This window comes from Corynebacterium tuberculostearicum (assembly GCF_022347235.1).
In the GTDB taxonomy this organism is placed as follows: domain Bacteria; phylum Actinomycetota; class Actinomycetes; order Mycobacteriales; family Mycobacteriaceae; genus Corynebacterium; species Corynebacterium tuberculostearicum_F.
Window position 1 is genome coordinate 14,329 of the sequence record NZ_JAKRDX010000021.1, and the last position, 20,187, is coordinate 34,515.

Genomic DNA, 20,187 nt, shown 5'->3' on the forward strand with positions numbered 1-20,187 from the left:
GTGCAAAGGCCGCACTAAAGTCGAATAAACGACCATTTTAAAGCAGAGAAATGAGGCGAATACCTGCCGTGAGCACATCGAATATCTTCGGCCCCAATGCGTGGCTGATAGACGAGCAGTTCCAGCAGTACTCCAAGGACCCTAGCTCCGTAGATAAGGAGTGGCGCGACTACTTCGAAGCAAACGGCGCGCCCAAGTCTGAGGCACCTGCCAAGGAAGCCCCGAAGAAGCCGTCTAAGCCTGCCGCGAAGAAGACTGAGGGTACGACTACCGCCCGCAAGCAGGAGGCCCGCGAGACCAACGTGGATAAGTCCGTGGCCAAGGCGCAGGAAAAGTCCGCTAAGGCCAAGCAGTCCGTGAAGAAGTCCGAGTCCCCGCTCGACCGCATCGAAGACTACAAGGGCGGCGAGGAGCACCAGCTCAAGGGCATGTTCAAGGCCATTGCGAAGAACATGGAGGAATCCCTGGAGATTCCTACCGCTACCACCGTGCGCGATATGCCGGTCAAGCTCATGTGGGAAAACCGCTCCATGATCAATGACCACCTCAAGCGCACTCGCGGTGGCAAGATCTCCTTTACCCACATCATCGGCTACGCCATGGTTAAGGCCGTACAGCTGCACCCTGACATGAACGTGCGCTACGAGGAAAAGGATGGCAAGCCTTATGTCATCCAGCCGGAGCACATTAACCTGGGTCTGGCCATTGACCTGCCGCAGAAAGATGGCTCCCGCGCGTTGGTCGTCGCCGCCATCAAGGAGTGCGAGACCAAGTCCTTCTCCGAGTTTGTTGAGGCCTACGAGGACATCGTTACCCGTTCTCGCAAGAACAAGCTCACCATGGATGACTTCTCTGGTGTGACCATTAACCTCACCAACCCAGGCGGCATCGGCACCCGCCACTCCATCGCCCGCCTGACTAAGGGCGCCGGCTCCATCATCGGCGTGGGCTCTATGGATTACCCGGCCGAGTTCGCTGGCGCTTCCGCGGACCGCTTGGCAGACCTGGGCGTCGGCCGCCTGGTTACCCTGACCTCCACCTATGACCACCGCGTCATCCAGGGTGCAGAGTCCGGCGAGTTCTTGCGCACCATTGGCCAGCTGCTTGTCGACGGCGCCTTTTGGGACGACCTCTTCTCCTCCATGGGCGTGCCTTATGAGCCGTTCCGCTGGGCGCAGGACGTGCCGACCTCCGGCGTGGACAAGAACACCCGCGTCATGCAGCTCATCGAGTCCTACCGCTCCCGCGGCCACCTGCTGGCCGATACCAACCCGCTGGGCTGGGTACAGCCGGGCCTGCCTAACCCGGACCACCGCGACCTCGACATCGCGACCCACGGCCTGACCATTTGGGATCTGGACCGCACCTTCAACGTCGGTGGCTTTGGTGGCAAGGAGCAGATGACCCTGCGCGAGGTGCTCTCTCGCCTGCGCGCCGCCTACACCTTGAAGGTCGGCTCCGAATACACCCACATCCTCGACCGCGATGAGCGCGGCTGGCTGCAGGACCGCCTGGAGGCGGGCATGCCGAAGCCGACCAACGCGGAGCAGAAGTACATCCTCCAAAAGGTCAATGCCGCAGAAGCATTCGAGAACTTCCTGCAGACCAAATACGTGGGCCAGAAGCGCTTCTCCCTCGAGGGCGCCGAGACCCTCATCCCGCTGCTGGATTCCATCATTGATACCGCCGCCGGCCAGGATCTGGACGAGGTCGTCATCGGCATGCCGCACCGCGGCCGCCTGAACGTCCTGTTCAATATCGTGGGCAAGCCACTGGCCGATATCTTCGGCGAGTTCGACGGCAACTACAAGGGCGGCCAGCTCGGCGGCTCCGGTGACGTGAAGTACCACTTGGGCTCCGAGGGCCACCACCTGCAGATGTTTGGCGATGGCGAAATCAAGGTCACCCTTGCCGCCAACCCATCCCACCTCGAGGCCGTGGATCCGGTCATGGAGGGCATCGCCCGCGCTAAGCAGGACATCTTGGACAAGGGCCCAGAGGGCCACACCGTTGTTCCGGTCATGCTCCATGGTGATGCTTCCTTCACCGGCCTGGGCATTGTTCAGGAGACCATCAACCTGTCCCAGCTGCGCGGTTACACCAACGGCGGCACCGTCCACATCGTGGTCAACAACCAGGTGGGCTTCACCACCACCCCGGACTCCGGCCGCTCCACCCACTACGCCACCGACTTGGCCAAGGGCTTCGACTGCCCGGTCTTCCACGTCAACGGCGATGACCCAGAGGCAGTCGTCTGGGTTGGTCAGATGGCAGCCGAGTACCGCCGCCAGTTTGGCAAGGACGTCTTCATCGACCTCATGGTCTACCGCCTGCGCGGTCACAATGAGGCCGATGACCCGTCCATGACTCAGCCGGAGCTCTACTCCGTCATCGACGAGCACAAGGCAGTGCGCGAGCACTACACCAACGACCTCATCGGCCGTGGTGACCTTTCCGCCGAGGACGCCGAGGCAGCCGCACGCGACTTCCACGACCAGATGGAATCCGTCTTTGCTGAGCACAAGGAAGCCGGCAAGGCTCGCCCGAAGGAGCAGACCGGCATCACCTCCTCCCAGGAGCTCACCCGCGGCCTGGATACCTCCATTACCGCTGAGGAACTCGCCGAGCTGGGTGCCGCTTATGGCAACCCACCAGAGGACTTTGAGTACCACAAGCGCGTGGGCAAGGTAGCCAAGGAGCGCGAGAAGTCCTCCCGTGAGGGCGGCATCGACTGGGGCTGGGGCGAGCTCATCGCCTTCGGTTCCCTGGCCGGCGAGGGCAAGGTTGTCCGCCTGGCTGGTGAGGATTCCCGTCGCGGTACCTTCACCCAGCGCCACGCCGTCACCTTCGACCCACGCAACGGCAACGAGTACAACCCGATGCACGCCATCGCCACCTCCAAGGGCAACGGCGGCAAGTTCATGGTTTACAACTCCGCGCTGACCGAGTACGCCGGCATGGGCTTCGAGTACGGCTACACCGTGGGCAACCCAGACGCCCTCGTGGCCTGGGAGGCACAGTTCGGTGACTTCGCCAACGGCGCCCAGACCATCATCGACGAGTACATCTCCTCCGGTGAGGCGAAGTGGGGCCAGCTGTCCAGCCTGGTACTCCTCCTGCCACACGGCTACGAGGGCCAGGGCCCGGACCACTCCTCCGCCCGCATCGAGCGCTACCTGCAGCTGTGCGCTGAGGGTTCCATGACCGTGGCTCAGCCTTCCACCCCGGCTAACCACTTCCACCTGCTGCGCCGCCAGGCACTCGGCGAGATGAAGCGCCCGCTGGTCGTCTTCACCCCGAAGTCCATGCTGCGTAACAAGGCAGCTACCTCCGCCGTGGAAGACTTCACCGAGGTCAAGCGCTTCCAGTCCGTTATCAATGACCCAAATTTCGTTGATGTCAACGGCAAGAAGGTCGGCGATACCGACAAGGTTAAGACCATCATGCTGGTCTCCGGCAAGCTGTACTGGGATCTGGAGAAGAAGCGCGAGGCCGACGGCCGCGATGACATCGCCATCGTCCGCGTGGAGATGCTCCACCCGATTCCGTTCAACCGCCTGCGCGAGGCATTCGAGGCTTACCCGAACGCCACCCAGGTCCGCTTCGTTCAGGACGAGCCGGCCAACCAGGGCCCATGGCCGTTCTACAACGAACACCTGCGCACCCTGATTCCGGATATGCCGGAGCTGGTTCGCGTTTCCCGCCGTGCTCAGTCCTCGACTGCCACCGGTAACGCCAAGGTGCACCAGATTGAGCAGAAGAACCTGCTGGAAGAGGCCTTCGACATCTAGTCGCCTCTACCCCGTTTAAACCCCAGTGAGGACCTCCTCACTGGGGTTTACTCATGCCCTCATCTTTGTCTGGAACATGTGGCCCCTGGCCTCTTTCAGCCTCCGCCTCAAGACTTCCACTCTCGCGCCCCTCCTCCCTCGCCCTTCGCGCTCACCGGCGTCACGTGAAGCCACCCGACGCCTGCTCCCCGTGAGCGCGAAGGGAGCGCTGAGAGCAGTCACTTAGGCTTCTGATCAGCCTGCCCACAAGCCCGGCCAGGCCAGGCCTTATCAACGCAAAGACGGCAGCCACCCTTCAATAAGGTGACTGCCGTCTTTAGCAGGCGCTGTGCGCTAGGCCGAATGACTAGTCATTACGGCGCTCACGACGCAGCAGCAGCGTGGAACCGATGATGAGTGCAATACCCACGCCCACGATTCCGAGAACATTGGCACCGGTATCAGCCAGTGCGCGGTTGCTCGACGTCGATCCAGAGGTGCTCTTAGAGCCGCTCTGGCTAGAGGTCGTGGAGTTACTCCGCGGTGCATCGCCGTAGCTCGGGTTGGACTGGTTGGTCTGACCATTGGTCTGCTGGCCCTGCTCATTCAGCTCAACCTTGCCGCTGATCTTCGGCTCGTCCTCACCAGGCTTAGGCTGAGGTGCAGTCGGAACCTGTGGCTTGGCATCTGGCGAACCACCTGGGGTGTGGTGGTCATTGACGCTGGAGCCCAAGATTCCGCCTCCAATCAGGCCGCCGATAATCGGTACCAAACCATCCGGGATGCTCGAACCGCGCGGGTCTTCTGGATCCTTTGGATCCTTCGGGTCATTCGGCTCTGGCTTGTCGGTTGGCTCGTCCGTCGGATCTTCGGTCGGATCCGTAGTTGGCTCGCCGGTTGGGTCCTTAGGATCCTCGGTCGGGTCCGTGGTCGGCTCGCCGGTTGGGTCCTTGGGATCCTCAGTTGGGTCCTTCGGGTCTTCGGCCGGGTCTTCGCTCGGATCAACGGTTGGCTCGCCAGTCGGTTCGTCGGTCGGGTCCTTCGGGTCCTCGGTTGGGTCCGTGGTCGGCTTGTCGGTCGGGTCCTTAGGATCCTCGGTCGGGTCCTTCGGGTCCTCAGTTGGGTCCTTCGGGTCCTCGGACGGGTCGTCCGTTGGCTCATCGGTCGGGTCGGCCGGCTCAACAGGCTCGCAACCACAGTTGTCGCTGATGACGCCGATGACGGTCTTCACATTGAAGGTCTGACCATCCTCGGTGGTGACGGTGACCGGGATTTCCTGAATGGTACCGCTCGGGGTATCAGCCGGCGGAGTAACCATCAGCTGGCCGGTGGTCTCATCGATGGTCACGGTCCAGCCCGCTGGAACCGCACCCAACTCGTAGGTATTGCCATCCGCGTGGCCGTAGTTGATGTCTACGGTCTGGGTACCGCCGGCCTCAATAACCGCTGGGTTATAGGTTGGCGCGGTGATGACCTCAGTCTCGGTTGGCTGAGTCGGATCTACCGGCTGGTCGTCCTTGACGATGAACGTTGCCGTCGCGGTGTAGGGCTTGCCGTCCTCCGGGGTAACCGTAACCGGAATTTCGGCATAGTCGCCAGACTTGGCGTCGGCAGGCGGCGTGGCCGTAACCGTACCGTTCTCGTCCACCGTGGCGGACCAGCCGGCTGGGAGCTCACCAATCTCGTAGGTATTGCCCTCGGAGCCGTCCTTGATGTTCTGGGAAGCAGGCTCGCCCGGCTTGGTCAGCTCCACGCCGTAGAAGCCGCGGTCGAGCTCAACCGGAACTTCCTTGGTCTCGGTGACCTTCTCGGTTTCGGTCTCGGTCTGCGTTTCCGTGACCACCTTGGTGCCTACGCGTAGCTTGCGCGGGGTCGGCTCCTTGGTGACGTCCTCAGTGGTTTCTGGGTCGCCCACGACCTTGCCGTCCTTGAGCTTCCAGACCTTGGTGACTTCCTTCTCGCCGAAGGAACCAGCCTGGTCCTCAACGATCTTGCCCGCCTCGAGGTTCGGGTCAGACTCGATGAGGGTCTCAAACGGCAGCTGCTCGGTGTGCTTATCGCTCAGCTCGGTCTGGGATGGCGCGGTACCGACTTCGATAATCTGCTTGGTCGGCTTGCTGATCTCCTCGGTGTCATCCTTGGTGGAAATCTCGCCATTATCGGAGGTCACGGTCACGGTGTGCTTGACCTCGCCTGGCTTGCCTTCCTGGACCACCTTGGTCTCGCCGGCCTTGAGATTCGGGTTCTCGCGAACCTCGACCTCAAATGGGGTGCTCTCGTTCCACTCCACGGTCTTGGAGGTGGTCTCACCCTTGGTGCCGACCTTGATGATCTTCTTGACCGGTTCCTCGACGCGCTCGGTTTCGGTCGTGGCACCCGTGACCTTCGAATTCTCGATGGTCTGGGTCGTGGTGACCTTGTCCTTGCCCGGCTTGCCCTCCTGGACCGTCTCCTGGGTACCGGCCGGCAGGGAGTCGTCGAACTGAATCTCGGTCTCGAACGGGACCTCGACCTCGGACTCGGTAGTGTTCGTGCCCTCGGTCTTGGTGCCCACGCGGATCACCGCGTTGGTCGGCTCCTTGGTGCGCTCAGTGGTCACAGTCGGCTCGCCGGATGGCTTGCCGTCCACAATCTTTTGCGTAGAGGTTTCCACCTCGGTACCGTTCTCGCCCTGCTTATCGACGACCTGCTCCCCCGCCTTCAAAGAATCATCAAAGACGATTTCGGTCTCGAACGGGACAGGCTTTTCGGTCTTGGTGACCACGGAGGTGTCCTCGGCCTGCGGGCCGTACTCGACGATGCGCTCGACAGGTTCGGTGCGAGCCTTGGACTCGGTCACGTCAGCCTTGCCGTCAGTTCCGGTGAAGGTAGCAGCGTACGATGCCTCGCCGTTCTTGCCTTCCTGGACCACCTTGGTCTCACCCGGAGCAAGATCCGAGTTCGGGCGCAGGGTGGTGCCGAACGGAATCGGCTCAGTCCATTCGACCTTGTCAGAAGCCGTGGCCTGCTTGGTGCCGACCTTGATGACCTGATCCACAGGCTGCTCGGTGACCTTCTCCTCTACGGTTGGCTCGCCATCCGGATTGGAGTTGGACACCTTCTGAGTAACGGTGACGGTCTTCTTGCCCGGCTTACCCTCGGTGACGGTCTGAGACTCACCGGCAGGCATGGTCGGGTCGTACTCGATCTTCACGCCGAACGGAACCTCGGTCTCAACCGAATTGGAGGTTTGGCCCTCGGTCTTGCCGCCCACACGGATGACCTGCTTGACCGGTGCCTTGGTTTGTTCCTTCGTGACGACAGGGTCGCCGGACGGCTTGCCGTTGACCAGCTTCTGGGTGGTGGTGACGGCCTCTTCGCCTTCTTCACCCTTCTGGTCTACGACCTGCTCGCCGGCCTTTAGCGAAGGATCATAGACAATCTCGGTCTCAAACGGAATGCGGTTCTTATCGGTGAAGGTCAGCTCCTGGTCATCTAGGCCAGGACCATATTCCACGATGCGTGGCTTCGGGTCCTTGGTCTGCGAATCCGAGGTGGTCTCTACCTTCGGTACGCCTCCCTGCTCGAGGGTCGCGTCGAACTTCACCGAAATGGTGCGCTCGCCTGCTTCACCTTCCTGGACCACCTTGACCTCGCCCGGAGCAAGCTCCGGGTTAGGGCGCATGATGGTGTCGAAACCAGTCTGCATGGTCCAGGTCATCTCATCAGATGCCTTAGAAGGTTGGGTGCCAATGACAACGACTTCGTTGACAGGTGCCTTGGTCTGGGACCACTCACCGGCGCGGTTTTGTACCTCGGCGCCTGGCTCACCCTTCTTTTCTACCTTGTACGTTCCCTGCGGGACCGTGTCGTCGTACTTGTACTCGACCTCAAACGGCACCTCACGGGTTGGCGCGTCCTTAATGCTGATCGGCGCAGTGACGGTATCTTGCGAGCCATCCTCGTAAGTCACGATGACAGGCACACCAATGGCATCGCCCGGCTTGGCCGTCTTTGGCGCAGTAGCCATAACGTTGCCGCTGTCATCGAGGCCTACGATCCAATCACCGTTCGCGGTTGAGTAGAAGTAGGTCGGGTTGCCGGCGGCGTTGGTTTGACCGGTCGGAACCATGCCGTCGACAGGCGAAATGCGATAAGGAGTCTTTTCCTTGGGAGCAACCTTGACGCCATCCGGAAGGTTGAGGTTTAGCGGCGAGGTGACCTCGTCGCCCGGATAGGTGGTCTCCGGTGGGTAGGCCGGGTCAACCTCGTAGTTCTGCGTCAAGTTCACCACGGTGGTCAGTGGGACTTTATCCGTCGAACCATCCGGGTAGTTAGCGATTACGTCAATCGTCTTCTTATCACCCGGCTTGGCAGTGCTCGACGGGGTGGCCGAAACCTCGCCGGTCTTGAAATCAATATCGTAAGTCCAGCCGTCTTGCTCCAAGTGGTAAATCGGCTGGTCGCCATCGTTACCGAAGGAGAATTTTGTATCGGATGGCGCGTTATTGAGATTCACATCGCGGGTAACCTTCGTTCCCGGCTTGGTGGATTCAACCGCGTATACCGGCTCGTTGGTGTCCTTTTGCTGGGATTTGACCTTAAACGATGCGAGGACCGTATCGGTAGAACCGTCAAGATAGGTAATCGTTACTGGAACATCCACGCCGTCGCCAGGCTTGGCGTCGCTAGGAGCGGTCGCGGTGACCACACCGTTCTCATCCACGCTGGTCTTCCAGCCATTGACCTCCGCGGGTACGGAATAGCGCTGGGACGCATCATCAATGAGGTCACTATTGGGAACCTTGGTGTTGTCAGTGATGAGCGAGTCCACCGGCTGACCCGGAGTGGTGGTCTGCTGTTCGTACTGCGGCTCGTATACCTGATTCTGGCGTGCAACGGCGACCACAGTGGCGATGGTGGTATTGGAGGAACCGTCCTTGTAAGTCACGCGCACTGGAATATCCGCATGAGATCCAGGCAATACATTGGAGGCAATCGGGGTGGTGATTTCACCCGTCTTCGGATCGATCTTTACATCCTGAAGGTTCAGGTTACGCGGGGGCGCAATGTAGGAAGGATCATTCGGGTCCGTGATGATGGAGAAGGTTGGCTCCGCGTCATCGTCAATGTCCGTGCGGTTGACGGTGCTGGTGACGCTCGTTCCCGGCTTGCCGGTAACCGTTGGGTAAGACGGGCTATTGGCAGAAGAGTAGGAATCCACCACAGCGAATTTTGCTGGCACCTTCGCCGTGGAACCGTCAGGATAGGTTACTTCAACGTCAACCTGCACGCTGGCGCCGGCTGGGACATCAGAGTTCGGAGTACCGGTAACAGAACCGTTGTCATCAATGGAGAAGGTCCAGTTGGCCGGCAGATTCTTCGGCAGCTTGTACTTGCCCAGGGAGGGATCAGATAGCTGGGTGTTGATGTCAGACTTTACTGGCTCACCTGGCTTGGTGTACTTAGGCGGATAGCTAGCAATGTCATCGCCGGTGTCATCGCCGATGACATTGATCACACCAGTAGCGATCTGCGGGTTAGCCCCGCTGGCGTAGTGAGACTTCACCGGCACGGTAATCTGAGCGCCCGGAAGTGCATTATCCGGGATGGTGGAAGTAAGCTCGCCGGTGTTCTCGTCGATGGTGACGGTCCAATCGCCGGTCTTGTACTCCAAAGAACCATCAGGGAAGGTATAACGGTTCGGTTGCTCGTCGTCAGCGTTACCGCCTAGGCCAATTTTTGGCATGACAGGCTCGAGCTTGACCTCTTCCTTAGCCTTACCGGTTACTGCGGTATAGTCCGGAACCTTGACGTTATTTGTGATCTGGAAGGTTGCCTGAACCTTATCCGTGGTGCCATCAGGGTAAGTGGCGATGATCGTCGGGGTTATCTTGGAGTTATTTGGGGTGTTCTCGTCAGACGTAGCGGTTACGACTACGAGGTTTCCGTCATCATCGACCTTGACTTCCCAACCTTCTGGAACGGTGCTCTCATCCACTTTATAAGACGTTGGAGCAACAGGATCGTGGCCATCCATAACCGGCTTGGTGGTCAGGCTAGCCTTCAACGGCTTTCCTGCGGGGCCCTGAACTAGGCCCGGGGTTTCCAACTCGGTGACCTGAGTATTATTCGGATCAACGACGGCGAGTAGCGGAATGATGTCCTGCGAGCCGTTGGTATAGGTCACGATGACGCGCGGCTGTGCAAACGTGCCCGGTGCTGGGTTCGGCGGGGCGGTCACGGTGACGTCATGGCTATTCGGATCCATGACAGCTTTCCAGCCGTTGAACACATAGCGATTATCCAGCTTTACCTCGGCTTCGACGCCGCCCTCATCGCGCGACTTCAACAGATCAGCAATCTTGTCACCGGACTGCGTAAAAGTCACCGACTGCGGTCCAGTTGCTACCGGGCCGTTCTCGCTGTCGACGCCGGAGATAATCTCCTGCTGAGCAGGTTCATAGAGAGGATCGTGGAACTGGGTATCGTCCAAGCTCCACTGGTGACCCGAAATGACGTTGGGCTTGTTGTAGCGATCCAGCGCGTTGGACTCGTCATATACTTGTCCAAAATCTCCGTCGGGAATCGCATCACGCAGCTGTTTGACCGTACGTGGCTGTGCCATCACGTTGAAACGAGTTCCCTGCTGCGCGGACAGCTTCGTGCCCTTATACTTCGGCACCGTGTAGATAATGTCACCGTTATCGTCGATGCGCAGCTTCTGCTCACCGCCAGAGGCGGAGGAGTTGCTCGAACCGATGTACTTGCCCTGGGCATCGTAGGCTTCCGCAACCATACGAGACATGGAGTTTGAGTCGGCATTAATGTGGCCGACTTTGAGTTCTTCGCCTGGACGAATGACCAACTTTTCCTTCGGCACCCAATCTACTGAAATGGCGGAACAGTTATCGTTCTCACTCGGCCACGGGTTGAATGAGACCTGAACGTCAGGGTCGTTGAAAATCTGGGTGGGACGGGAAGTGTTGTCCTGCGTGTACGTGTCTTTCCAACCGTAGGACACGCCGGTTTCCGTGGCCGCCTCCGCAATATCGTCGGCGCTCAGGTCAGCCGCAATCGTCGCAGTGAGTGGACCACGCGGACCTTGCCGACCAATGCTCATCACCGACTCAGTGGAATGGGTAATGTCCTCGCCCAGAATGCTATCTCCCGGTGCCGCCGCAGCAACGCTATGGGTTCGCACAGGAGCATTATTATTGCTTCCTAAGACAAGGAAATCGCGCCAAGTTCGATCCTGCGAGGCATCCATCTTTACGTTAGCGCCAAACATTCGCTTGTTAGGCGAGTCCCTGAACGGCTCCTGGATATTGAAGCTGAATCCGCCCTTGCTGCCCTGCTGGCCGCTGAAATTAACCGTACAGCTACCGGAACCAATATCGGAGGCAAGCTGCTGCGCAGGCTCGATGGCGCCCTTTCCATCGGCCCCGCGAATTCCGCCGGTGTACGCAAGCTCTGAGTCCGCAGCCTGCTGAATGCGGGCGTTTTCAGTTTTATTACCCTCGCTATATACGCCGGGAATAACAGCGGCCGCGCCGAGAGCCAGCGCGATTGAGGATACTGCGGCCAGTGATTTGGTAGAGCCGCGATTGATTAAGAATTTCCGCTTGGAAACTGTCATAAAGGAGTCCTTCATCCATGTAGGGGCTGCCCTGTTCGCGACAAACGCATAGGGCAGACAGCTATCCGTAATGGAAGCTGAGTTTAACCTAGTTTATTACTGGCAAGGCCGCTATAAGAAACTATGCACCTGTATTTTTCCTGTTCACGCTAAATGAACCTGTTCCCCACTCTAGCGAGAAAAGAATTATCCGGCTAGGGATATTTCCCCAGAAAAAGGGCAGGCAGTAAGCCCTTTTATGTGTTATTGGGGCGGGGATAAAAGGGGGCGTCGGCAAGCAGGCTAAGAATTGCTGAGATTGGAGCCACCTGAAGAATCGGAGTCGCCCTCTTCATGGGCGATGTCGCCGCCGGAGGAATTCATCCAGGAGCGTACGACCTTCTCCGCGCTGGTGTCGTCGTTTTCTACCTCTTCCGCCATGTCAGAGAGGTCTTTTTGGGTAATAAACTTGGTCAGCGAGGCCACGGCCTGGCGCTCTTCGCGGTCGAAGAGATCGTCTTGATAGAGCACCACGAAATTCTCTGGCAACTCGGGCTCGGCGTCCTCGCAGCCGCTAGCACCGGAAGGCTCGACCGTGGTGGTATCCGTGGGCAAGCTCGACATGAGCGCAATGTGGGTCCGCGCCAGGTAGTCCTCACCCCCGGGCTCGGAGGCTTTCTGGGCCTTCTTGTAATCCTTAGAAATCGCCCGCGCCTCACCGGGGTTGAGAATATTAAGGAACGCGCCGGTGCAGCCAACATAGAAATTGCCGCCCGGGTTCATGGAACGCCCACCCTTGGTGTCTTGGAAGATGTCTTCCTTCACAATGGACGCCTCGCGGCCTTGGCCCATCAGCTCCTGGCGGAAGATTTCCGCAAGGACCAGCTGGTCGGTCTCATTGGTATCCACCAAAATGCCGATGGGCTCGCTCTGGGGGCTCTTTGCAAAGGGGTTGGCATCGAACTGGGAAGAGCAGCCGGTAAGCAGCGTTGCGGACAGCACCACACCGGCAATGGCGCGGGCGGGGCGGGCAAAGCTGCGCATAGCGATACTCTTCTCCTTTTAGTTAGCGGCGCGTGAGCGTCTAGCTGATTCTACACCGAGGGTGTGTTTACCTCCTGTTGCGGCGTGACTAAGATGGCAAGGGTTATGTCTAGCGTTATTACTGAATCCGCCGTACGCGAGGCACTCTCCCGCGTCGAAGATCCCGAAATCGGCCGCCCCATCACCGAGCTCAACATGGTGAAGTCCGTTACCGTCACCGGTAATGACGTGGCCGTGGAAATCTACCTCACCATCGCTGGCTGCCCCATGAAGTCCACCATCGAGTCCAATACCCGCGCTGCGGTAGAGGATATCGAGGGCGTTGGAAACGTCACGGTAACGATGGAAGCCATGAGCGATGAGCAGCGCCGCGAGCTCAAGAAGAAGCTGCGCGGTGGCCAGGCCGAGCCGGAAATCCCGTTTGCAAAGCCGGATTCCACCACTCGCGTTTTCGCGGTGGCCTCCGGCAAGGGCGGCGTGGGCAAATCCTCCATGACCGTCAACTTGGCCGCAGCGCTGGTCCAGAAGGGCCTCAAGGTTGGCATCGTGGACGCCGATATTTACGGCCACTCCGTTCCTAACCTCTTGGGCTGCACCGATGGGCCGACCGTGCTCGATGATGAGATGCTGCTGCCACCGATCTCTCATGGCATTAAGCACATTTCCATCGGGCAGTTTGTGGAGGGCAATGCACCGGTGGTCTGGCGCGGGCCTATGCTCCACCGCGCCCTACAGCAGTTCCTGGCTGACGTTTTCTGGGGCGACCTCGACGTGTTGCTCTTGGACCTGCCTCCGGGCACTGGCGACGTCGCCTTGTCCGTAGCCCAGCTCATCCCCAACGCCGAGCTACTCATTGTCACCACCCCGCAGGCTGCGGCGGCCGAGGTGGCAGAGCGCGCCGGATCCATCTCCCAGCAGACCCGCCAGCGCGTGGCCGGCGTCATTGAAAACATGGGCGCCATGGTGATGCCGGATGGCTCCACCATGGATGTCTTTGGCTCCGGCGGCGGACAGATTGTGGCCGATCGCCTAGGCGTCATCTTGGGCCACGAGGTGCCGCTGCTGGCCTCCGTGCCGCTGGATCCCACTTTGCGCAGCGGTGGCGATGCCGGCACGCCGATTGTTCTCGATTCCCCCGAGTCCCCTGCCGCCCAACAGATCCAGGCGGTGGCCGATAAGCTGGCCATCCGCTCCGATTCCCTGGTGGGCAAGAACCTCAACTTGGGCGTGAACTAGCGCCTTAGGTTACATCGCCCCACAAGCCGCCGCCGGTGGATTCTTCCCCACCGTGTGGCGGCTTTTTCTCGGGCGCGGGCGGCTCCGTCGGCTGGGGAGCGTGAGGGCGTTGCTGCGGCTGGGGCTCTGGCTGCGGCTGCTCTGCGTAGATCTGGGAGTAGTCGAAGCTCGGGCGCTGCTGCTGCGGTTGGGACTGCGGCTGCTCCTCCGGCTCCTGTGGCGCGGTAGCGGTCTTGACATTTTCTGCCATTTTCTTGGGGTTAAAATCGTCCCAGGCGGAATCGTCGCCGTCGAAAAGCGCCTTGGTAATTGCACCCTTCGGGCCGAGGCGCGTCCACTGTGCAGCTTGGGTGAGCGGGCCGCGGATATCATCGAATTCCGAGGTAATCGAGCCCATCTCGCCGTTGAGCTCCGCCTTGGCGTTATTGATGGCCTTGCGCGCCGCGTAAATGGCCGCGCGCACGTCCTTAATCACCTCGGGCATGCGCTCCGGGCCGATGACAATGATGCCCAAAACCACGATGACGAAAATCTCGGGCCAACCAATGGAAGAAAACACGGTTAAATACTAGTCCCTCACTCTTAGCCGCGCTGATTGTGCTTGATTGCGCGAACCACCATCTCCACCTTGTCCAAGAAATCCTGCTGCGGCCGGTGCACGGGCGTTGCTGCATCCGGTCCGGGCGCAACCTCTTCGGTGGCAATGCCCGCGAGCTTTGCCAGCAGGGATTGCGGCGCCTTGACCTTAGCGGAATCCGCGCAGTGGCGAACCCACTCTGAGGCATGGCGCTGCTGGTGCACATCCGCGCGGCACTCGGCGCAGTGCACCAAGTGGATGCGGACGCGGTGCATGAATTTCGGCTCCATCTCCCCGTCTACGAAGGCAACGACAGCCTCTGGGCCAAGGTGCCCGATGGTATCGCTGCGCCGCGCCTTAGCTTTCGCCTTATCGCGGGCCTTGGCCTGGGCGGCATCGAATCCGCCGCGCACGCTCAACGTGGATACGGTCCGGCGTCCTCGCAGCGAGTCCATCGACACCCTCCTCCACTAGTTGCTTGGCCTTCAGTGACACGGAAAGTCCCCGCCGGCGGCGGGGACTATGCAGTTTCTTTAGAGTTTAGCGCGCGATGGTTTAACGCGTGCGCAGCAGGATGCGGGTTTCCGCATTGGTTTGCGCTTCTTTTTCGAGCGCCGCACGCAGCTGCGAGCGGCCACGGTGAATGCGGGAGCGCACCGTACCCATCTTGACTCCGAGTGTCTCTGCAATCTCGTCATAGCTCATACCTACGACATCACATAGCACCACGGCCACGCGGAAATCGGGAGCCAGGCCATCGAGCGCGGATTGCAACGCCGGGTCCAGGTTGGCCACGGTATAGGCCTGCTCCGGGGTCATATCCGTGCCGGGCACGCGCTCATAATCCTCCGGCAGGGCCTCCATACGGATCTTGGAGCGATGGCGGACCATGTCCAAGAAGAGGTTGGTGGTAATACGGTGCAACCAGCCTTCAAACGTACCGGCCTGGTACTTGTCCAAGGAGCGGAAAACACGCATGAAGGTTTCCTGGGTGAGATCCTCTGCATCGTGCTGGTTGCCGGAGAGGCGATACGCCAAGCGGTAGACGCCATCGGCATGCTCGGCCACCAGGTCACCCCAGGCGGGCATGTCGGCTTCGCCGGCATCGAACGCCGCGGTACCGGTCAACTCCGCCTCAGGGGTGGCGGGCTGAAGGGATTCGGCATCGCGCTTCGTTGTTGTCATGCATGTCATCTTTCTACACTTCAAGGTGAAACTCCAGCCACAGTGCTGATAATTTCCTGTGAGTCCGTCACACCGTTCCCACCCACCACAACCTCGCTGGCTAGGCGCGTTTTTGCCACATCGGCGGACACTTTTCCCTAAGGTCTATTACGTGACTACTACCGCATATGAAGCACTGCGTTCTTATATCGAGACCACCAGCGAGCCCTCCGCAGCCCTGCGTGGCGCGCGCGACCACGCCGATGAGTACGGTCTGCCGGTTCCAGATGAATCTACGGGCCAGCTGCTCACCACCCTGACGGCCGCCTCCGCCGGTTCCACCGAACGCCCCCAATCCGTGGCGATCACCCCGGCCGCCAATGTGGTGGGCCTCTACCTGCTTGCCGGCATGCCCGATAACGGCATCTTGACCTGCATTGACCCCGAGGCGGAGCACCAGCGCAGCGCCAAGACCGCCTTCCGCGAGGCCGGCTATGCGCCTTCGCGCGGCCGCTTCCTGCCGTCTCGCCCGCTCGAGGTCATGGGCCGCCTGGCTAATGACGCCTACCAGGTCATCTACGCCGACGTCGCCGCGCTCGAGCTCCCCGCCATCATCAAGGCCGCGTGGCCACTGCTGCACCAGGGCGGCACCCTGGTCCTGGCTAATTCTTTGCTCGATGGCACGCTTGCCGACGTCTCCCGGACCGACCGCGACACCGCCGCCGCCCGCGAAGCAGACGAGTACCTGCGCGAGCTCGAGGGCGCAAACGTCACCCGCTTGCCGCTGGGATCCGGGCTCACCCTCGTAACGAAGCTCTAGACCTTCTGGTTTTTGCCGACGACAACCACGCCGCCGTCAGAAACCTTAAAGCGCTCCTCATCGCGCTCGCGGTCCACGCCGATAATCGCGCCATCGCTGACGACAACGTTCTTATCGAGGATCGCGCGGCGCACCACGGCACCACGGCCGATGCGCACGCCCGGCAGGATGACCGATCCTTCGACCGTGGCGCCATCGGCCACGTGGACATCAGACGCTAGCACGGAATTGCGCACCGTGCCGCCAGAGACGATGCAGCCCGGCGCCACCATCGAGGACTGCGCGATGCCGTTTTGCACGAACTTCGCCGGCGGGAAATTGGAATCATCCGTGGAGTGAATCGGCCAATTCCGGTTATAGAGGTTGAAGATCGGGTGCACCGAAATCATGTCCATGTGCGCTTCATAGAAGGAATCGATGGTGCCCACGTCGCGCCAGTAGCCGTGATCGCGCTCGGTAGATCCCGGCACCTCATTGGCCATGAAGTCATAGACATGCGCCTGCCCGCGCTCCACAAAGTACGGAATAATATCGCCGCCCATATCGTGGGCGGAGTCCTCGTTCTTTTCGTCCTCCAAGAGGGCGTCAATCAGCGCCTGCGCCGTAAAGACATAGTTGCCCATCGAGGCATAGCTCATATTCGGATCATCCGGCGTGGCCGGTGGGTCCGCGGGCTTTTCCACGAACTCCGTGATGGTTCCCATGCCATCGGCCTGGATGCAACCAAAGGCCGTTGCCTCAGAGCGTGGCACGCGAATGCCGGCCACCGAGCAATCCAGCCCCGTGGCAATGTGCTCTTCTACCATCTGCGCCGGATCCATGCGGTAAACGTGGTCCGCGCCGAAGACAATAACGTAGTCCGGATTTTCGTCATAGATGAGGTTGAGCGACTGCACAATGGCATCCGCCGAGCCGTTGTACCAACGCTTACCGCGGCGCTGCTGGGCAGGCACCGAAGCAATGTACTGCGGTGTCGGCCCCGCCAAATTCCACGCCTGGGAAATGTGGCGGTCCAAGGAGTGGGACTTGTACTGGGTCAACACCGCAATCTTGAGGTAACCGGCGTTGACCAAGTTGGACAGGACAAAGTCAATGAGGCGGTAGGATCCGCCAAAAGGCACGGCGGGTTTGGCGCGGTCTTCGGTCAGGGGAAAAAGGCGCTTTCCCTCGCCGCCGGCAAGGACAATGGCTAGGACATTTGGCAGGCTTCTCACGTTTTCAAACCTATCTGCAAATCCCACATTTCGCAGCAGATATATGCACATTTCTACCCCCATCCCGTATTTCTGCACGCGGCACCAGAGATACGTATTCTGGGTGGGCATGAGAGCCGGAATCTTTTCCAAAGAATACCCGCCGGAAATCTACGGCGGGGCTGGAGTTCACGTAGCTGAACTCACCCGTTTTATGCGCGATATCATCGATGTCTCCGTGCACTGCATGGGCTCCCCGCGCGAAGAAAAGGACGTTTTTGTCCATGGCGTGGACCCCGCACTCGAGGGTGCCAATGGCGCGCTCAAGACCTTGTCCACCGGGCTTCGCATGGCCGATGCCGCCTCCGATATCGACATCGCCCATTCGCACACGTGGTACACGGGCCTTGCCGGCCACCTCTCCGCCCAGCTATACGATATTCCGCACGTGGTCACCGCTCACTCCCTGGAGCCACACCGCCCATGGAAGCGCGAGCAGCTCGGCGGCGGCTATGACGTCTCCTCGTGGTCCGAGAAGAACGCCATGGAATATGCCGATGCCGTCATCGCCGTTTCCGCCGGCATGAAGGACTCCATCCTCGATGCCTACCCGCGCATCGACGCCTCCAAGGTCCACGTTGTCCTCAACGGCATCGACACCGAGCTATGGCAGCCGCGAGAGGGAGATGTTTTGGACAAACTGGGCGTCGACAAGCAGCGCCCCATCGTTGCCTTCGTCGGCCGCATTACCCGGCAAAAGGGTGTAAAGCACCTGCTGCAGGCAGTGCGGAAATTCGACCCGGATATCCAGCTGGTGCTGTGCGCCGGCGCGCCCGATACGCCCGAAATCGCGGCCGAGACCGAGGCGCTGGTAGATGAGCTACGCGCCCAGCGCGATGGCATTTTCTGGGTCAAGGATATGCTCCCGCGCAACGAGGTCCAGCAGATTTACTCCGGCGCGGATGTGTTTGTCTGCCCGTCTATTTACGAACCGCTCGGCATCGTCAATCTGGAAGCTATGGCCTGCGGCACGGCCGTTGTTGCCTCCAACGTGGGCGGCATTCCGGAGGTTGTGGTCGATGGCGAGACCGGTGTGCTGGTGCCTTACGACGCCACCGCTACCGCCGCCTTCGAAGCCGACCTCGCCGCCGCCGTCAATGACGTCGCCGCCGATAAAGAGCGCGCCGCGGAATTTGGCCGCGCCGGCCGCGAGCGCGCCATCCGCGATTTCTCTTGGGCTACCATTGCCGCCCAGACCGTCGATATCTACCGCAGCTTGATTTAAGGAAGGATAGCCGTGACAACTCACCGCCCCGAACTGCATTTTGTCCCTGAAGACGGCGTCCTCGACGCCCCCGCTGGTATCCTGCGCGACGGCGATACCTGGCACCTGTTCTACCAGTACCGCCCCACCGCAGACTCCCCTGCCCGCTGGGGACACACCTACTCCGAAGAGTCTCCCTTTGACTGGTTGGACTGCGACGATGTCCTCGCGCCCGTTGGCGGCGAGCTCTCCCTGCGCGCAGGTTCCGTAGCCCAAGGCCCGGAGGATATCCACCTCTACTTCACCTCCGTGACCGCCGCCGGAATCGCCGTTCACCTCGCCCGCTACGCTGACGTGGACGAGATCTGCGAGGTCTCCGACGACCCTCAAGCGCTCGACCCCAATGTCGTTCGTTTTGGCGAGGTCGTAGGCAATACCCGCAACTTCGATCACTTCCGCTCCCCCTCCGTGGTGCCCGATTGGGCCTCCGAGGACCGCGATGACGGCCACGACGGTTGGCTCATGCTCGCGCTCACCGGCCACTCCGACGCCCCAGTTCCCGTCATCCTCGAATCTGCCGATGGCGTGTCTTGGCGGCTGCGCGGCAGCCTCAAGTTCGACGGCGACCCTGGCTTCCTCGAAGGCGAGGTCCCCGCTACCTCGCCCATCCCGCCGGTCGTCTCCCCGCGCTTGGTCCGCCTGCGCGATGAGGTCGACGGCAATATCTACGACGTCCTCTTCGTCACCCTAGAGCGCGGCGGCCGCGACGTCTCCGGCTACCTCGTCGGCCGGCTGGAGGGCACTACTTTTACCGTGGTCTCCGGCTTCCGCCGCGTAGACTTCGGCCACGACTTCTCCCGTCCGCGCAATACCAATACGACCACCGGCACTCTCACCCCAGAGCAGCGCTACGAGCGGGCCGTCATCGTCGGCCTCCTCAACGGCAACGGCCGCGGCGACGACGCCACCAAGCACGCTTCCTGGGAGGCCGAAGGCTGGGCCAATGCCCTGTCCCTGCCCCGCCGAGTCACCCTCGAGGGCGGCGTCCTCTACCAAGCACCCGCCCGCGGCCTGCCCGATGCCGTCAAGCTTTCCGATTTCGCCCGTTCCTGGACCGGCGTCATGGAGGTCCCTTCCGGTTCCTGCGTAACGGTCACACTTCTCGACGGCGCCGGTGACCCCGCCGCCACCATCTGCCACTCCGGCGATGACATCAGCCTCGATCGCTCCATGAACAAGGCCTTCGACCACTGTTTCGCCGATTCCGAACCCGCCACCGCCACGCTTGCCGAAGGCGACTCCGATACCCTCACCATCATCCAAGACGGCTCCACGGTCGAGGTTTTCGTCGACGGCGGTCTCATCGCCATGGCCTCCCGCGTCTACTTCGAAGGCGGCTGCTCCGGCCTGCGGGTCGAGACCTCCGGCGATGCCGTCATCGAGCAGGACTGGCAGCGCTCCGGCTCCAAGCTTTAATCCTCCTGGCTCGCCCCTCCTCACCCAACCCGTCTCTCTCCGTCCC

The 20,187-nt window shown here is 60.7% G+C and carries 11 protein-coding genes; 5 read left to right on the forward strand and 6 right to left on the reverse strand.

The window, feature by feature from the left end:
• The first annotated feature begins 68 nt into the window (after positions 1-68).
• Complete coding sequence (locus MHK09_RS10160) at positions 69-3,791, forward strand: multifunctional oxoglutarate decarboxylase/oxoglutarate dehydrogenase thiamine pyrophosphate-binding subunit/dihydrolipoyllysine-residue succinyltransferase subunit (RefSeq protein WP_436232113.1); 3,723 nt, start codon at positions 69-71, stop codon at positions 3,789-3,791.
• 346 nt (positions 3,792-4,137) lie between these two features.
• Here MHK09_RS10160 and MHK09_RS10165 read toward each other — a convergent pair whose 3' ends face one another.
• Positions 4,138-11,388, reverse strand: a complete 7,251-nt coding sequence (locus MHK09_RS10165; RefSeq protein WP_250413474.1) for a G5 domain-containing protein — start codon at positions 11,386-11,388, stop codon at positions 4,138-4,140.
• Positions 11,389-11,670: 282 nt separating this feature from the next.
• Complete coding sequence (locus tag MHK09_RS10170) at positions 11,671-12,411, reverse strand: hypothetical protein (protein WP_250413475.1); 741 nt, start codon at positions 12,409-12,411, stop codon at positions 11,671-11,673.
• 105 nt (positions 12,412-12,516) lie between these two features.
• On the opposite strand from MHK09_RS10170, the gene MHK09_RS10175 reads away from it, so the two are divergent.
• Positions 12,517-13,647 (forward strand): Mrp/NBP35 family ATP-binding protein, encoded by a 1,131-nt coding sequence (locus tag MHK09_RS10175; protein WP_040425048.1) that lies wholly within the window; start codon positions 12,517-12,519, stop codon positions 13,645-13,647.
• A 4-nt stretch (positions 13,648-13,651) separates the two neighbouring features.
• Here MHK09_RS10175 and MHK09_RS10180 read toward each other — a convergent pair whose 3' ends face one another.
• The 3 genes from MHK09_RS10180 to sigE form a co-directional block, all read right to left on the reverse strand.
• Positions 13,652-14,206: a twin-arginine translocase TatA/TatE family subunit gene (locus MHK09_RS10180; protein ID WP_250413476.1), complete on the reverse strand. Its 555-nt coding sequence runs from the start codon at positions 14,204-14,206 to the stop codon at positions 13,652-13,654.
• 23 nt (positions 14,207-14,229) lie between these two features.
• Complete coding sequence (locus MHK09_RS10185) at positions 14,230-14,679, reverse strand: anti-sigma factor family protein (protein ID WP_034668126.1); 450 nt, start codon at positions 14,677-14,679, stop codon at positions 14,230-14,232.
• Positions 14,680-14,779: 100 nt separating this feature from the next.
• Positions 14,780-15,409, reverse strand: coding sequence for an RNA polymerase sigma factor SigE (sigE, locus tag MHK09_RS10190; protein ID WP_250413477.1), 630 nt, complete (start codon positions 15,407-15,409; stop codon positions 14,780-14,782).
• Positions 15,410-15,560: 151 nt separating this feature from the next.
• Between sigE and MHK09_RS10195 the strand changes: the two genes are divergently transcribed.
• Positions 15,561-16,208 (forward strand): O-methyltransferase, encoded by a 648-nt coding sequence (locus tag MHK09_RS10195; RefSeq protein ID WP_225747145.1) that lies wholly within the window; start codon positions 15,561-15,563, stop codon positions 16,206-16,208.
• Here the strand turns inward: MHK09_RS10195 and glgC are convergent.
• Positions 16,205-17,422: a glucose-1-phosphate adenylyltransferase gene (glgC, locus tag MHK09_RS10200; RefSeq protein ID WP_040425050.1), complete on the reverse strand. Its 1,218-nt coding sequence runs from the start codon at positions 17,420-17,422 to the stop codon at positions 16,205-16,207. The two genes, MHK09_RS10195 and glgC, sit on opposite strands and share 4 nt — an antisense overlap.
• Positions 17,423-17,531: 109 nt before the next feature.
• Here glgC and glgA point away from each other — a divergent pair, with 109 nt between their 5' ends.
• Both glgA and MHK09_RS10210 read left to right on the forward strand, forming a co-directional pair.
• Positions 17,532-18,686: a glycogen synthase gene (glgA, locus tag MHK09_RS10205; protein WP_250413478.1), complete on the forward strand. Its 1,155-nt coding sequence runs from the start codon at positions 17,532-17,534 to the stop codon at positions 18,684-18,686.
• A gap of 12 nt (positions 18,687-18,698) precedes the next feature.
• The gene (locus MHK09_RS10210) at positions 18,699-20,141 is read left to right on the forward strand and encodes a GH32 C-terminal domain-containing protein (RefSeq protein ID WP_250413479.1); all 1,443 of its coding nucleotides are present in this window, start codon (positions 18,699-18,701) and stop codon (positions 20,139-20,141) included.
• Positions 20,142-20,187 lie beyond the last annotated feature (46 nt).

Bases quoted from the DNA above. Each gene is read 5' to 3' on its own strand.
- glgA (WP_250413478.1), top strand. From the start codon at position 17,532: ATGAGAGCCGGAATCTTTTCCAAAGAATACCCGCCGGAAATCTACGGC.
- sigE (WP_250413477.1), bottom strand. From the start codon at position 15,409: ATGACAACAACGAAGCGCGATGCCGAATCCCTTCAGCCCGCCACCCCT.
- MHK09_RS10185 (WP_034668126.1), bottom strand. From the start codon at position 14,679: ATGGACTCGCTGCGAGGACGCCGGACCGTATCCACGTTGAGCGTGCGC.
- MHK09_RS10170 (WP_250413475.1), bottom strand. From the start codon at position 12,411: ATGCGCAGCTTTGCCCGCCCCGCCCGCGCCATTGCCGGTGTGGTGCTG.
- MHK09_RS10165 (WP_250413474.1), bottom strand. From the start codon at position 11,388: ATGACAGTTTCCAAGCGGAAATTCTTAATCAATCGCGGCTCTACCAAA.
- MHK09_RS10175 (WP_040425048.1), top strand. From the start codon at position 12,517: ATGTCTAGCGTTATTACTGAATCCGCCGTACGCGAGGCACTCTCCCGC.